Origin of the sequence: Afipia sp. OHSU_II-C1, assembly GCF_000497575.1 — a bacterium.
Taxonomy (GTDB): domain Bacteria; phylum Pseudomonadota; class Alphaproteobacteria; order Rhizobiales; family Xanthobacteraceae; genus Afipia.
Genome location: NZ_APJI01000006.1, coordinates 44292 through 58581, shown reverse-complemented (window position 1 = coordinate 58581; position 14290 = coordinate 44292). Strand labels below are relative to the sequence as shown.

Annotated in this window: 10 protein-coding genes; 6 read left to right on the top strand and 4 right to left on the bottom strand. The window is 63.2% G+C overall.

Going from position 1 to position 14290, the window contains the following annotated elements:
- Nucleotides 1-65: 65 nt before the first annotated feature.
- The 3 genes from I554_RS26245 to I554_RS0105435 all read left to right on the top strand — a co-directional run bounded on the left by I554_RS26245 (nucleotide 66) and on the right by I554_RS0105435 (nucleotide 4189).
- A complete protein-coding gene (locus I554_RS26245; protein ID WP_244432718.1) occupies nucleotides 66-485 on the top strand; it encodes a DUF559 domain-containing protein in 420 nt (139 codons plus the stop codon).
- Between the two features lie 14 nt (nucleotides 486-499).
- Nucleotides 500-2773, top strand: a complete 2274-nt coding sequence (gene glyS, locus I554_RS0105440) for a glycine--tRNA ligase subunit beta (protein WP_024576055.1) — start codon at nucleotides 500-502, stop codon at nucleotides 2771-2773.
- A gap of 312 nt (nucleotides 2774-3085) precedes the next feature.
- Nucleotides 3086-4189 (top strand): hypothetical protein, encoded by a 1104-nt coding sequence (locus I554_RS0105435; protein ID WP_024576056.1) that lies wholly within the window; start codon nucleotides 3086-3088, stop codon nucleotides 4187-4189.
- 109 nt (nucleotides 4190-4298) lie between these two features.
- On the opposite strand, the gene I554_RS0105430 is transcribed toward I554_RS0105435, so the two are convergent.
- Nucleotides 4299-4658, bottom strand: a complete 360-nt coding sequence (locus I554_RS0105430; RefSeq protein ID WP_024576057.1) for a DUF1236 domain-containing protein — start codon at nucleotides 4656-4658, stop codon at nucleotides 4299-4301.
- A gap of 317 nt (nucleotides 4659-4975) precedes the next feature.
- Here I554_RS0105430 and I554_RS26240 point away from each other — a divergent pair, with 317 nt between their 5' ends.
- The 3 genes from I554_RS26240 to I554_RS0105400 all read left to right on the top strand — a co-directional run bounded on the left by I554_RS26240 (nucleotide 4976) and on the right by I554_RS0105400 (nucleotide 10075).
- Nucleotides 4976-5119, top strand: coding sequence for a DUF3096 domain-containing protein (locus tag I554_RS26240; protein WP_019198613.1), 144 nt, complete (start codon nucleotides 4976-4978; stop codon nucleotides 5117-5119).
- A gap of 159 nt (nucleotides 5120-5278) precedes the next feature.
- Nucleotides 5279-8167, top strand: coding sequence for a pyruvate, phosphate dikinase (gene ppdK / locus I554_RS0105410; RefSeq protein ID WP_024576058.1), 2889 nt, complete (start codon nucleotides 5279-5281; stop codon nucleotides 8165-8167).
- A 453-nt stretch (nucleotides 8168-8620) separates the two neighbouring features.
- Nucleotides 8621-10075, top strand: coding sequence for a cell wall hydrolase (locus I554_RS0105400; RefSeq protein ID WP_024576059.1), 1455 nt, complete (start codon nucleotides 8621-8623; stop codon nucleotides 10073-10075).
- 178 nt (nucleotides 10076-10253) lie between these two features.
- Here I554_RS0105400 and nadC read toward each other — a convergent pair whose 3' ends face one another.
- From nadC to nadA, 3 genes are all read right to left on the bottom strand, one after another.
- A complete protein-coding gene (gene nadC / locus I554_RS0105395; RefSeq protein ID WP_024576060.1) occupies nucleotides 10254-11147 on the bottom strand; it encodes a carboxylating nicotinate-nucleotide diphosphorylase in 894 nt (297 codons plus the stop codon).
- 3 nt (nucleotides 11148-11150) lie between these two features.
- Entirely contained in the window at nucleotides 11151-12752 is a 1602-nt protein-coding gene (locus I554_RS0105390) for an L-aspartate oxidase (protein ID WP_024576061.1), read from the bottom strand.
- Between the two features lie 172 nt (nucleotides 12753-12924).
- Nucleotides 12925-14037 (bottom strand): quinolinate synthase NadA, encoded by a 1113-nt coding sequence (gene nadA / locus I554_RS0105385; protein WP_024576062.1) that lies wholly within the window; start codon nucleotides 14035-14037, stop codon nucleotides 12925-12927.
- Between the last annotated feature and the right edge of the window lie 253 nt (nucleotides 14038-14290).

Genomic DNA, 14290 nt, shown 5'->3' with positions numbered 1-14290 from the left:
CCTTGCGGGGAGGGGTCGGGGGTGGGGGTCCACAGGCATTGGCCTATGTGCTTCAATCGCGGACTATGGATGATCGTCAGCGACAGTTCGCGCATCGCATGCGCGCACAGCCGACCGAAGCCGAGCGGGTGCTATGGCATCGGCTTCGGCATGACATTGCGCTGAGCGGCTCGCATTTCCGGCGTCAGGCTTTGATTGGTCCGTTCATCGCGGATTTTGCCAGCCGGCGCGCAAAGATTGTCATCGAACTGGATGGCGGTCAGCACGCGGAGAACGCGGCTGATATGCACCGGACGCGGCAGATCGAAGAGAGAGGATATCGAGTCTTGCGTTTCTGGAACCATGACGTGTTGAGCAACATCGAAGGCGTGCTTGCTGTTATTCAGAATGCGCTGACCCCCACCCCCGACCCCTCCCCGCAAGGGGGAGGGGAGTTATTGGCAAACCCCGAGCCCTCCCCGCCGCAAGCGGGGGGAGGGGCGTAGAGAACAGAAAGCCGATGCCCGATCTTCTCCTCGAACTGTTCTCCGAAGAAATTCCCGCGCGCATGCAGGCGAAGGCGGCGGATGACCTGCGCAAGATGGTGACCGACAAGCTGGTCGCCGAAGGCCTCGTCTATGAAGGCGCAAAGGCATTCGTGACGCCGCGACGTCTCGCGCTCACCGTGCACGGCATTCCGCAGCGCCAGCCGGACCTCAAGCAGGAGCGCAAGGGCCCGAAGGTTGGCGCGCCTGACGCTGCCGTGCAGGGCTTCCTGAAAGCCGCCGGTCTCAAGTCGCTCGATGAAGCGAAGATCCAGCGAGATCCAAAGGGCGATTTCTATATCGCGCTTCTGGAAAAAGAGGGCCGTCCCGCCATCGACGTGATCGCGGAAATCATTCCGCTGATCATCCGCACTTTCCCGTGGCCCAAGCAGATGCGCTGGGGCGAACGCTCCGCGCGAAACGGCGCGCTGACCTGGGTGCGCCCGCTGCATTCGATCATCGCGACCTTCGGTCCGGAAACCGAAGAGCCGGACGTCGTGAAGTTCGACGTCGCCGGCATCGAGGCCGGGCAAACCACGCGCGGACATCGTTTCATGGCGCCCGGTGAAATCACCGTGCGCCGCTTCGACGACTATGTGTCGAAGCTGGAAGCCGCGAAGGTCGTGCTCGATCCCGAGCGCCGCAAGAACATCATCCTCGAGGACGCCAAGGAACTGGCGTTCGCGCAGGGCTTTGAACTGGTCGAGGATCAGGTGCTGCTCGATGAAGTCGCGGGTCTGGTCGAATGGCCGGTGGTGCTGATGGGCTCGTTTGACGAAGAATTTTTGTCGATCCCCGGCGAAGTGATCCGCGCCACCATTCGCAATAACCAGAAGTGCTTCGTTGTTCGCGATCCCTCACTCCCTCCCCCCCTGCGGGGGAGGGTTGGGGAGGGGGGTGAGCAACAAGATCCGGTGCGCGACGGACCCCCACCCCTGACCCCTCCCCGGAAGGGGGAGGGGAGCAGACTTGCGCCGAAATTCATCCTCGTCTCGAACATCGAGGCCTCCGACGGCGGCAAGGCCATCGTCGCGGGCAACGAGCGCGTCATCCGCGCGCGCCTGTCGGACGCGAAGTTCTTCTACGAGACGGACCTGAAGACCAAACTCGAAGACCGGCTGCCGAAGTTTTCGCAGATCGTGTTCCATGAAAAGCTCGGCACGCAGGCGGAGCGCATCGCGCGCATCGAGCGGCTCGCCGCCGAGATCGCGCCATTGGTCGGCGCTGATGTGTCGAAGACCAAGCGCGCCGCGCAGCTTGCGAAGGCGGATTTGCTGACTGAAGTCGTCGGCGAATTCCCCGAAGTGCAGGGCCTGATGGGCAAATACTACGCGCTGGCGCAGGGCGAAGATGCGTCCGTCGCGGCGGCAATTGAGGATCACTACAAGCCGCAGGGACCTGCCGACCGCGTGCCGACCGATCCGGTCGCCATCGCCGTTGCGCTGGCGGACAAGCTCGACATTCTGACGGGCTTCTGGTCGATCGATGAAAAGCCGACGGGATCGAAAGACCCGTTTGCATTGCGCCGTGCGGCTTTGGGCGTCATCCGTTTACTATTGGAAAATGGAATACGGCTGCCGCTGGCCGTTGTTGCAAGCTCTCATCAGCAAGTCATTCATGAGCAGATTTATGAAATGACGACTGTTTTTGATTCTGTGAAGGATGCGGACGGAAATATTGACTTGGTGAATCCTCGTCCGAAGGCCATCGAGCCTAAGTTGGTGCCTGATCTCCTCGCCTTCTTCGCCGACCGCCTGAAAGTTCAGCTTCGCGATCAGGGCGCGCGGCATGATCTGGTGGACGCGGTGTTCGCGCTTGAAGGTCAGGATGATCTTCTGATGGTCGTGCGCCGTGTTGAGGCGCTGGGCAAATTCCTCGACAGTGACGACGGCAAGAACCTGCTCGCCGGCACCAAGCGCGCGTCCAATATCCTTGCCATCGAGGAGAAGAAGGACAAGCGCAAGTTTGACGGTGCGCCGGATGCGTCGCTCTACAAGCTCGATGAGGAGAAGGCGCTCGCCGCCGCCATCGCGCAGGTGAAGACCGAGGCAGGCGCTGCCGTCGCCAAGGAAGACTTCGCGTCCGCGATGACGGCGATGGCCAAGCTGCGTCCGGCGGTCGATGCCTTCTTCGACAAGGTGAAGGTGAACGACGACGACGCGAAGGTGCGCGAGAATCGTCTGAAGCTGCTGAACGAGATTCGCGAAGCGACGCGCGCGGTGGCGGATTTCTCGAAGATCCAGGACTGAGCGGGATTCTGATCGTCATTGCGAGGAGCCATTAGCGCGTTTACGCGCGTCTTCGCTTCGCTCGCAATGACGCCGATCTGGTCGTCCCGGCGAAGGCCGGGACCCATATTCCCTGTCGAAGCGACATTAAACGAGTACGTCCAACCGACCTGCCCAACTGAGCGGTCAGTGGTTATGGGTCCCCGCTTTCGCGGGGACGACCCGGTGGGTAAACGCTGCCCCTCTCGCCTTCGCCGTTTACCCCCCGTTAACCATGTTCTGTAAGGTTCCGGTAACTTCCGTTAACAGCCGTTAGCGAAGGCCGGGACCCGCATGACATCGATCAACGGCTACAACCCTTACGCCCAGTACGGCTCCGCCTATGCGCGCGCCGCCGCCACGCAGCCGTCGCTTGCCGATGCGCTCAATGCAGCGGATGCAGGCAACAGCACCCCGCTTGATCCCAACGCGGCCACCAATCTGACGCTGTCCGACGCCGCCAAGGCCAAGCTGGCCAGCGAAGCGGCGACGCCTGATTTTACGACGGTCACGAACGACGCCCGCACGGCGCTCGACAGGCTCTATGCGGCGGCGAAGGTCAGTGGTCCGCTGACCACGGACGGAAAAACCACGATCGATCTGTCGTCGCTGGATCGCCGCTCGCTGTTCGCCATCGCCACCAACAGCGCCGGCAAGTTCACGGCCGACGAGCAGAGCGTCGCGTCGCAGGAGCTGACCGGCCGCTTTAATGCCGCGCTTGCGCCCGCCGCCGCGGCGACGTCGATGACCAGAAATTACACCGTGGTCTACAAGGCCGCGCTGGATTATCTCGACGGGGCAAGCGCCGAGGAAAAGGCGACAACCACCTGGGCGACGCAGCGCGCCGCCGTGCTGAAAGGTTATGAGGCCGCGAAGCAGAAGCCGGATATCGCGCCGAGCGTGTCGGGCGATCCGGTCGGCGCTTATCTGGCGAAATATCCTGACGGCGCCCCGGCGGGAACGACCAAGACATTCACCACGGTCGCGACCGATGCCCGCGCGGCGCTCGATGCGCAGGCCAAACTGGCTGCCGAAAACAAGACGGAACTGATCTACGACCCGAAACGCAAGTTTGGTCAGCTCGTGGATTTCTCGTCGTTCGACAATCGATCCCTGTCGGCGATCACGCTCAATCAGGACCAGAAGTTCTCGAACCAGGAAATCTACGCGGCGAAGAAGGAACTGGATTCGCGCACCCGTGCGAACATCCTCGCCTCACTCAAGCAGAGCCAGCAGACCGGCGATCCCACGCAATTGAGCCTCGGCATTCTGCAGAGTTATTCCGCAATGAGCGATGAAGAGCGGCAGGCATCGGGCTGGAGCCCGTCATTCCGCGACAACGTCCTGCAGAGTTACAAATCCACCAACAGCATTCTGTCGATCCTGCAGGGATCGTAACGGCGTCACGAAAGAAGCCCCGCCCGGCGAAAAGCCGAAGCGGGGCTGTTTTGTTTGAGCGGGAGCGGCGGGGACGACCCTTCCGGCTCAAACGAGGCTGAAGCCGGTTTTAATCGATCACCTGCATCACGCGCCGCGTCCGCGGCTCGACCAGGATCGGGCGATCGTTCACCACCGTGTAGCGATAGCTGGTCGCGCCGTATTGCTGCGGCACGTCGTAGTAGGTCACGCCGCTTTCCGGCAGAATAGTGCCGACGCGCACCGGCGACTCGATCGCATATGACGGCACACGCTCCTCAACGATATACTGACGGAAACGCGGACGTTCATCCTCGGTGATGATGCCGACGCCGGGTGCGAGGCCGGTTGTCACGCCTTCCTCGACAATGATGCGCTGCTGGGCCTCGGCCGCGAGCGGCATCGCCGTGGCGGTGGCCAGCAGCGCTGCTGCCAGAAGGGGATTACGCATGGCTTTCTCCTCAATTGACAAGGAGCCTGATCGCGCAGAGCGGCTCGCTCACGTCAATCACGCTCGGAAACCGGCACAGGCCGATCAACCAGCGGTGACAATCGCCTTTGCCGATCATCGTTCCCGCGGGACTGTGATTTCACCAAGGCATTTTCGTGGAGGTGACGCGGCTGTGCGCAATGGAAGTTTGAATCGTTATGGAACTCACCGCTTGTCGCAGCCGTTGGCTGTTGCGATGCGCGAGACAAGGATAAATTCCTTTTTCGATTCGTGTTCGTCCTGCCGTTTGTCCTTTCCATCCATGCCGGGAGATTCATATGTCCATCAGCGTCGCCAACATTCAGCCCATCGTCGCTCTCATCGCGGGTGTGCTGATTCTCGTCATGCCGCGGCTGCTGAATTTCATCGTTGCGATCTATCTGATCCTGGTCGGGATCATCGGATTGGGTATCATTAAGTAACGGAATATTTCAGATTGTTACAGGGTGGACGCAAAACCTAACCATTTGCCCGTTCCTGTAACAATCTGTAACCGTCCGTGATCGAAAACGCGGATATCCGCCGGGAGCCGCTTGCGCCCCGCCGGGCAACCGTGGTGTAACGCCGCTGCCGTTTCACTCATGCAGCGTCTGGAAGCCATGGCCAAAGCCTCATCGAAGAAATCTGCCGCGAAGTCCTCTCCGAAATCAGTGTCCAAGTCGAAGCCGGCCGCGAAAGCGAAGCCGGCTGCCGCGAAACCCGCGAGCAAGGTCGCGGTGAAAGCCGCCGCGAAGACGCCCGCGCCCGCAGCGAAGAAGATTGCAAAGCCTGCAGCGAAGCAAACCGTTCAGGCCGGCAAGTGGGTCTATACGTTCGGTGACGGTCGCGCCGAGGGCAAGGCCGGAATGCGCGATCTGCTCGGCGGCAAGGGCGCCAATCTCGCGGAGATGGCCAATCTCGGATTGCCGGTGCCTCCCGGCTTCACGATCCCGACTTCGGTCTGCACGTATTTCTATGCCAACGGCAAAACCTACCCGAAGGATCTGAAGTCGCAGGTCGAGAAGGCGCTGGTCACGGTCGGCAAGATTGCCGGCAAGACGTTCGGCGACTCGAAGAACCCGCTGCTGGTCTCGGTGCGCTCCGGCGGCCGCGCCTCGATGCCGGGCATGATGGACACCGTGCTCAATCTCGGCATGAACGACATTACCGTCGAAGCGCTGGCTGACCTCTCGGGCGATCGCCGTTTCGCCTACGACAGCTATCGCCGCTTCATCACGATGTATTCGGATGTTGTGCTGGGCTTCGAGCATCATCACTTCGAAGACATTCTCGACACCTACAAGGACAGCAAGGGCTATTCGCTCGACACCGAACTGACGGCGGACGACTGGGTCGATCTGGTCGGCCGCTACAAGGAAGCGGTGGCCCGTGAAACCGGCGAGGACTTCCCGCAGGACCCGCACGCGCAGTTGTGGGGCGCGATCGGCGCGGTGTTCTCGTCATGGATGAACGCGCGCGCTGTGACCTATCGCCGCCTGCACGACATTCCTGAGTCATGGGGCACCGCCGTCAACATCCAATCGATGGTGTTCGGCAACATGGGCGACACCTCGGCGACCGGCGTGGCGTTCACGCGCAATCCGTCCACCGGCGAGAAGCGGCTGTATGGCGAATTCCTCATCAACGCGCAGGGTGAAGACGTGGTGGCGGGCATCCGCACGCCGCAGGACATCACCGAATACGCGCGCAAGGAATCCGGCTCCGACAAGGCGTCGATGGAAGTCGCGATGCCGGACGCGTTCAAGGAGCTGACGCGGATCTACACGCTGCTCGAGAAGCACTACCGCGACATGCAGGACATGGAATTCACGGTGGAGCAGGGCAAGCTGTGGATGCTCCAGACCCGCAACGGCAAGCGCACCGCGAAGGCCGCGCTGCGCATCGCGGTCGATCTCGCCACAGAAGGCCTGATCACCAAGAAGGACGCGATCACCCGGATCGATCCGGCCTCGCTGGATCAGTTGCTGCATCCGACCATCGATCCGGTCGCCAAGCGCGACGTCATCGCCACCGGTTTGCCGGCGTCACCCGGCGCCGCCGCAGGCGAAATCGTGTTCTCGTCCGATGAGGCCGCCAAGCTTCAGGCCGATGGCCGCAAGGTCATTCTGGTTCGTGTCGAAACCTCGCCGGAAGACATTCACGGCATGCACGCGGCCGAGGGCATCCTCACCACGCGCGGCGGCATGACCTCCCACGCGGCGGTGGTCGCGCGCGGCATGGGCAAGCCCTGCGTGTCGGGCTGCGGCACCGTGCGCGTCGATTACGGCCGCGGGCTGATGACCGTCGGCAACCGCACCTTCAAGGCAGGCGATGTCATCACCATCGATGGTTCGATGGGCCAGGTGCTGGCCGGCCGCATGCCGATGATCGAGCCGGAACTGTCCGGCGACTTCACCACGCTGATGGGCTGGGCGGATCAGGTCCGCAAGCTCAAGGTCCGCACCAATGCCGACACGCCGGCCGACGCGCGCACCGCGCTGAAGTTCGGTACCGAAGGCATCGGGCTTTGCCGCACCGAGCACATGTTCTTCGAGGAGACGCGCATCCGCACGGTGCGCGAGATGATCCTCGCGGAGGACGAAGGCTCGCGCCGCGCGGCGCTGGCGAAGCTGCTGCCGATGCAGCGCGCCGACTTCGTCGATCTGTTCGAGATCATGAAGGGCCTACCGGTCACCATCCGCCTGCTCGATCCGCCGCTGCACGAGTTCCTGCCGCATTCGCAGAGCGAGATCGAGGAAGTCGCCCGCGCCATGAACACCGACGCCCGCAAGATCGCGGACCGCGCGCGTGAACTGGCCGAGTTCAACCCGATGCTTGGTTTCCGCGGCTGCCGTCTGGCGATCGCCTATCCGGAAATCGCCGAGATGCAGGCGCGCGCCATTTTCGAGGCCGCGGTTGAGGCCGGCAAGCGCACCGGCAAGCCGGTCGGTCTTGAGGTGATGGTGCCGCTGATCGCGACCCGTGCCGAGTTCGACATCACCAAGGCGCGCATCGACGCCACCGCGCAGGCGGTGACGAAAGAAACCGGCGTGAAGCTCAGCTATCAGACCGGCACCATGATCGAACTGCCGCGCGCTTGCCTGCTCGCGGGCGAGATCGCGAAGACCGCCGAATTCTTCTCGTTCGGCACCAACGATCTCACGCAGACCACCTACGGCATCAGCCGCGACGACGCCGCGAGCTTCCTCGGCACCTATGTCGCGCGCGGCATCCTCGAGATCGATCCGTTCATCTCGGTCGATCGCGACGGCGTCGGCGAACTGGTGAAGATCGGCGTGCAGCGCGGCCGCAAGACGCGGCCCGGACTCAAGATGGGCATCTGCGGCGAGCACGGCGGCGATCCCGCATCGGTCGCATTCTGTCACGAGACCGGCCTCGATTACGTGTCGTGTTCGCCGTATCGCGTGCCGATTGCGCGTCTCGCCGCGGCACAGGCTGCTCTCGGCAAAGCCGTCGCCAGCCAGGCGTGAGTTCGCTGGCGATCACGGATTGAGTGACTCCATAACGAGTGTCGTCCCCGCGAAAGCGGGAACCGATACTCCCTGAGTCTTCGACCCCACGTGTGATGTTCGTGTCGCTCTTTCTTTGATGACCACGACCTTTGGTGGTTATGGGTCCCCGCTTTCGCGGGGACGACATTGTGGGTGCGGCGCCATCGATGCGAGTCTTGGCTGTCCCGCGGAGCCGCGTCAATTTGCGTTCACTCATTTTGTTGACGCGATCTTTACCACCTTGCTGGAGACGCTGTTTACCAAGGCTTTCGATGTGATCGCGCGTTTTCAGGCACGCGCTTGCGTGTGGCGCGCGGGACGCGGCGATTAACCCCCCGGCAACTTTAATTCGATACCAACGAAATTGATCGAATTGCACTGAACGTGCGGTTCGGTTGCGTGTGTATAAGCGTTAGTTGCGTGAGCGTATCGATGTCTGTGTTGCGTAACGGGTCGAAGGGCGCGCGGTTCGCGCCCTTCGGCTTTGTTCTCTGTCTCCTGACAGTGAGCCCGACCGAAATCGGCTATCAGGATCTCGCGTCACTGCTGGCGCGCCAGCCCGGCGTCGCCGAGCGCTGGCAGGAATACATCTTCGCATCGTCGCGCCGCATGTTGCAGGTCGCCTCGTTCAATCTGCCCCGCCCGATCGGCACCAATACCCGCGAAACAGCCACCTATCGTCTGGCCAGCCTCGACAGCACGGGCGTGGATTTCACCGGCTCCGTCAGCCGCGATCCGCTTGGGCCGGTGCTGCGTCCGCTGCAAAAGTCGGATTTCCCGAAAGTCGTGCGCTCGTCGAAGGGCGACCGGCTTCCGCTTTACGTTCCTGAAGTGGCCGCACCTGTTGCCGCGCCGCAGCCCGAGCAGGATCAGCCGAATTCGAATGCGTCGGTGCGCGGCGCGAAAACCGCAGAGGCCGATACTCCGGCGGTGAATGCATCGGCGCCGCTCGATGCCGAGCTTGAAGCCGCGCTGAATGCGCCGCGCCTGCCGCAGTATGAATCATCCGTCTCGCTGCAAAACATCCCGGCCGATCATCCATTGAACGCCGGTGCTCCTTCATCGGGCAGCGAAGAGAGCGCTGCGGCCGAGCCGGAACTCAACCGCGACGGCTTCTCGTTCCAGACCGCGACCCTGTTCTTCGGCAATTCCTCGCTCGGCGTGACCAGCGGATCGCTTGAACGCTGGCAGCCCGGCGAAGAACCGGTGATCGTGATTCCGGGAATCGATCCGGACATGAAAATGCCGGCGGCGGCGCCGAACCAGTCTTCAGCTCCGTCAACCGGCGGCGAAAGCGTCGCCAGCAAGGGCGAAGTCACCGGCGAGAACCAGCGGCCGCGGACACCGGCGGAACGCCTCGGCCTCGACGCCAAGTCGCGCGCGAAGTCCGAAAAGTGCCTGACCGATGCGATCTACTTCGAAGCGCGCGGCGAAGCGGTGCGCGGGCAGATCGCGGTGGCGCAGGTGGTGCTGAACCGCGCGTTCTCCGGCTACTATCCGAGCACGGTGTGCGGCGTCGTGTACCAGAATTCGCACCGCCATCTGTCCTGCCAGTTCACCTTCGCCTGCGACGGCATCCGCGATGTGGTGAAGGAGCCGGATATGTGGGAGCGCGCGAAGAAAATCGCTCGCGAAAGCCTCGACGGGCGGCTGTGGCTGCCGGAAGTCGGCAAGTCCACGCACTATCACGCCTACTGGGTGCGCCCGTCATGGGTCAACGAGATGAAGAAGATGTACAAGTACGGCGTACATACCTTCTATCGTCCGCGCGCCTGGGGCGACGGCAAGGATGCGCCGACCTGGGGCACCGCTGCGGAGACCGCGGCGATCTCCGCCAAGCTGGCCGAAGCGGCCAAGAGTTCGGCTGAGATGTCGAGCGGGAAGTAGTAGTCAACACATCGACGTCTGCATTTTTCCCTCCCCCTTGCGGGGAGGGTCGGCCGAGCGAAGCGGAGGCCGGGGTGGGGGGTCATCGCACGCGGTGGGAGCTTTCCCCACCCGACGCATTGTTCGCTTCGCTCCCAACGCGCCACCCTCCCCACAAGGGGGAGGGATAAGAAGAATCCTACGCATCAATATCCAGCGCGACATCGAAGTTCGGCGCCGAATGCGTCAGCGCGCCGGCTGACACATAATCCACGCCGGTCTTGGCGATCTCGCCGATCGACGCCAGCGTCACGCCGCCGGACACTTCCAGCACCACGCGTCTATCGGTGATCGCGACCGCCTCGCGCAGGGTCGGGATGTCCATGTTGTCGAGCATCACCACGTCTGCAAGGCCGGTCGCCAGCACCTCGCGCAACTGATCGAGCGTATCGACCTCAATCTCGATCTTGACCAGATGACCGACATGCGCGCGTGCGCGCTCCAGCACGGCTTTGACGCCGCCCGCCACCGCGATGTGGTTGTCCTTGATCAGAACGGCGTCGTCGAGACCGAAGCGGTGGTTGAAACCGCCGCCGCAGCGCACGGCATATTTTTCCAGCGCACGCAGTCCCGGCGTGGTCTTGCGGGTGTCGCAGACCCGCATTTTGGTCACGCCGGCATGGCGGATGTAATCCGATGTAAGTGTCGCGACACCGGACAGGCGCCCGACAAAATTCAGCGCGGTGCGCTCTCCTGCGAGCACGGCGCGCGCCGGGCCCGAGATCGTCAGCACGTTGACGCCCTTGGCGACGGCGTTGCCGTCCCGCACATGAGCCTGAATGTTGATGTTGGGCGACAGGCGCTGAAACACCGCCACGGCCAGCGGCAGCCCCGCGATCACACCAGCCTGCCGCGCGACAAGAACCGCATGGGCATGAACCGCGGGCGGGATGGTCGCAACCGATGTGACATCGCCGGCGCGGCCGAGATCCTCGGCAAGCGCGCGCGCGATCGCATCGTCGATGGTCAGCGGCGACAGGAATGCGTCCGGATGCATCAGGGCGGCGGGATTGAGGACGTCGCTGATACTCAAGGGTCAGGCTCCAGTCGAAGTGCGTTTGCGAGGCGCGGCCTCGGTCATCGATGCCGCGATATTACGCGCCTCATCGAGTGTCGTCATCGTGCGATGCCGCTGCGCCGGATCTTCCGCCGGACAATCGGACCGGAAATGCGCGCCGCGGCTTTCTCGCCGTGACCAGGCGGAGGCCGCCACGATCAGCGCGGTGGTCGCCATGTTGCGCAGCGCGATGTTGCCGGTGGTCTGCTCGATCACTGCGAATGTCTGGATTGCGTCCATCATCCGGTCGCCGTCGCGGACCACGCCGACATGCGAGCTCATCATTTCCCGCAGATTGGCCTCGCGGAGCGGCGGCATCGCACTGTTGCGCGAGATCATCCCGTCGCGCGGACTCCCTGCCGCGGCGAGGGGATTGCCGTTGATGTCGTCGGCAATGCGCGCAGCATAGACCACGGCTTCCAGCAGCGAATTGGAGGCGAGGCGGTTGGCGCCATGCGCGCCGGTGGATGAGACTTCGCCGCCGGCCCAGAGCCCTTTCAGCGAGGTGCGGCCGTGATGATCGACCGCGATGCCGCCCATGTGATAGTGCGCAGCGGGCGCAATCGGGATGGGTTGCTTCGCCGGATCGATGCCTGCCGCGATGCAGCTTGCATACACCGTCGGGAATTTTGTCGCGAAGCTCGCGCCGAGCGCTTTTGTTGCATCCAGAAATGCGCCGCGTCCGGCCGCGATTTCCGCGAACACCCCGCGCGCGACAATGTCGCGCGGTGCAAGTTCTGCCAGCGGATCGCGCGCCAGCATGAAGCGCTCGCCCTTGCCGTTGACCAGTGTAGCGCCTTCGCCGCGCAGCGCTTCGGTCGCCAGCGGCGCGGGATCGCGGCCGACATTGAGCGCCGTGGGATGAAACTGCACGAATTCCGGATCGGCAATGATTGCGCCGGCGCGCGCGGCAATTGCCAGACCCGATCCGCAGGCTTCGGCCGGATTCGTTGTCACCGCATACAGATGTCCGATGCCGCCGGTGGCCAGCACGATGGCGCGTAAGGGCACCATCACCGGCGCGGCTGCCGTATCGCCCGCCTTGCGCATCTGCAATCCGGTGACCGCATCGCCCCCGGTCAGCAGCGCTTCGGCAGTGTAACCCTCGATCACGCGGATCGACGGCGTCTTGCGCACGGCGTCGATCAGCGCCGCGATGATGGCCTTGCCGGCGCGATCGCCCTGGACGTGAACGATGCGGCGTGCCGAGTGCGCGGCTTCGCGGCCGACCGCGAGCCTGCCCTCGAGGTCGCGGTCGAATGGCACCCCGTATTGCAGAAGATCGTGGATGCGCGCACCGGCTTCGCGGGCGAGTCCGAGCGCGACGTCTTCGTCGACGATGCCGCCGCCCACCGCAATCGTATCTGCGGCATGAGCTTCGGCGCTGTCGCCTTCGGCAACGGCCGCCGCGATGCCGCCCTGTGCCCATGCGCTGGACGCGCCTTCGCCGAGCGGCGCGGCGGAAATTACGGTGACGGGGCGGGGCGCGAGTTTCAGCGCGCAGAACAGGCCCGCGAGTCCGCCGCCGACGATGATGATGTCGGAAGACTGCGAGAGATTGTGAGAAGGGGATGTTGTCATGTTTGCCCTACCTACCGGCACTATGTGCTCCCTCTCCCCTTGGGGGAGAGGGTTGGGGTGAGGGGGCTCGATAAATAGTCATGAGCACCGAACCCCCTCACCCGGCGCTACGCGCCGACCTCTCCCCAACGGGAAGAGGTGAACGCAGAACAGTTTGCAAAAGCCACGCCTCTCAGTTCTTCAGATTGATCATGCGCTCCACCGAGCGCCGGGCCTTGCCGATGATCGCGGGATCGATGGTCACTTCCTCACGCATGTAGACAAGGCTGTCGAGAATCTTCGGCAGCGTGATGCGCTTCATGTGCGGGCACAGGTTGCACGGCTTGACGAACTCGACGTTCGGCAGTTCGGCCTGCACGTTGTCCGCCATCGAGCATTCGGTGACCATGACGATGCGCTTCGGCTGATGCTTGCGCACCCAGTCGATCATGTGCGCGGTCGAACCGGTGAAGTCCGCTTCGGCGATCACATCGGGCGGGCATTCGGGGTGTGCGATGATCTGCACGGACGGGTCGGCCTCGCGATAGGTGCGCAGTTCGTCGCCGGTGAAGCGCTCGTGCACTTCGCACGCGCCCTTCCACGCGATGATCTTCACCGTTGTCTTCGAGGCGACGTACTTCGCCAGATACTGGTCCGGCAGGAAGATCACGGTGTCGGCGTTGAGGCTCTCCACCACCTGCACGGCGTTGGACGACGTGCAGCAGATGTCGACCTCCGCCTTCACGTCGGCGGACGTGTTGACATAGGCCACCACCGGCACGCCGGGGAAGCGCTCACGCAACAGGCGCACGTCCGCGCTCGTGATGCTTGAGGCCAGCGAGCAGCCGGCGCGCGAATCCGGAATTAGCACGGTCTTGTCGGGGTTCAGGATCTTGGAGGTCTCGGCCATGAAGTGCACGCCGCACTGGACGATGACTTTCTCCTTCACCTTCGTCGCCTCGCGCGCGAGCTGCAGCGAGTCGCCGCCGATGTCGGCCACGCAGTGGAAGATTTCCGCGGTCTGGTAGTTGTGCGCCAGGATCACCGCGTTGCGCTGCTTCTTCAGATCGTTGATCGCCTTGACGTAAGGCGCCATGAACGGCCACTCGATCTCGGGAATGACGTTCTTCACCTTGGCGTAGAGATGCGCGGTGGCGCGCTCGACCTCGGGCGTCCATTCCAGCGACGGCATCGGCAATGCGCGCGCGCGGTCCGCGTCGGTGAGGAGCGGACGGGTGACACCGACCGGCTGGTGGTGGACCGGATTCCCGAAATCGTCGGGACCGTAAATTCCTGAGATCGGCATTGCAGCCTCCTTGTATCGCCTAATATACTCATTTTGAGCATATTAGGGCCTTGAGAAATCCGGCCTTTTGGGCCGGCGTTCCAAACTCGGGCTCCTTTGAAGGACGACGGACTGAATCTGCCGGCGTTCCTTCGCTCGCGAGATCGTTACTTATTCTCATATCGAGCAAAACTAATATAGCAGGTCATCCGGAGCCTCGCCAGAGGCATGCCGAAAAATTCCCGCATGGCGGGAATGCGTCCGCGGGCCGCTC

Bases quoted from the DNA above. Each gene is read 5' to 3' on its own strand.
- I554_RS26240 (WP_019198613.1), top strand. From the start codon at position 4,976: ATGTCCATCAGCGTCGCCAACATTCAGCCCATCGTCGCTCTCATCGCG.
- glyS (WP_024576055.1), top strand. From the start codon at position 500: ATGCCCGATCTTCTCCTCGAACTGTTCTCCGAAGAAATTCCCGCGCGC.
- ppdK (WP_024576058.1), top strand. From the start codon at position 5,279: ATGCAGCGTCTGGAAGCCATGGCCAAAGCCTCATCGAAGAAATCTGCC.
- I554_RS0105390 (WP_024576061.1), bottom strand. From the start codon at position 12,752: ATGACAACATCCCCTTCTCACAATCTCTCGCAGTCTTCCGACATCATC.
- I554_RS0105435 (WP_024576056.1), top strand. From the start codon at position 3,086: ATGACATCGATCAACGGCTACAACCCTTACGCCCAGTACGGCTCCGCC.
- I554_RS0105430 (WP_024576057.1), bottom strand. From the start codon at position 4,658: ATGCGTAATCCCCTTCTGGCAGCAGCGCTGCTGGCCACCGCCACGGCG.
- I554_RS26245 (WP_244432718.1), top strand. From the start codon at position 66: ATGGATGATCGTCAGCGACAGTTCGCGCATCGCATGCGCGCACAGCCG.
- I554_RS0105400 (WP_024576059.1), top strand. From the start codon at position 8,621: ATGTCTGTGTTGCGTAACGGGTCGAAGGGCGCGCGGTTCGCGCCCTTC.
- nadA (WP_024576062.1), bottom strand. From the start codon at position 14,037: ATGCCGATCTCAGGAATTTACGGTCCCGACGATTTCGGGAATCCGGTC.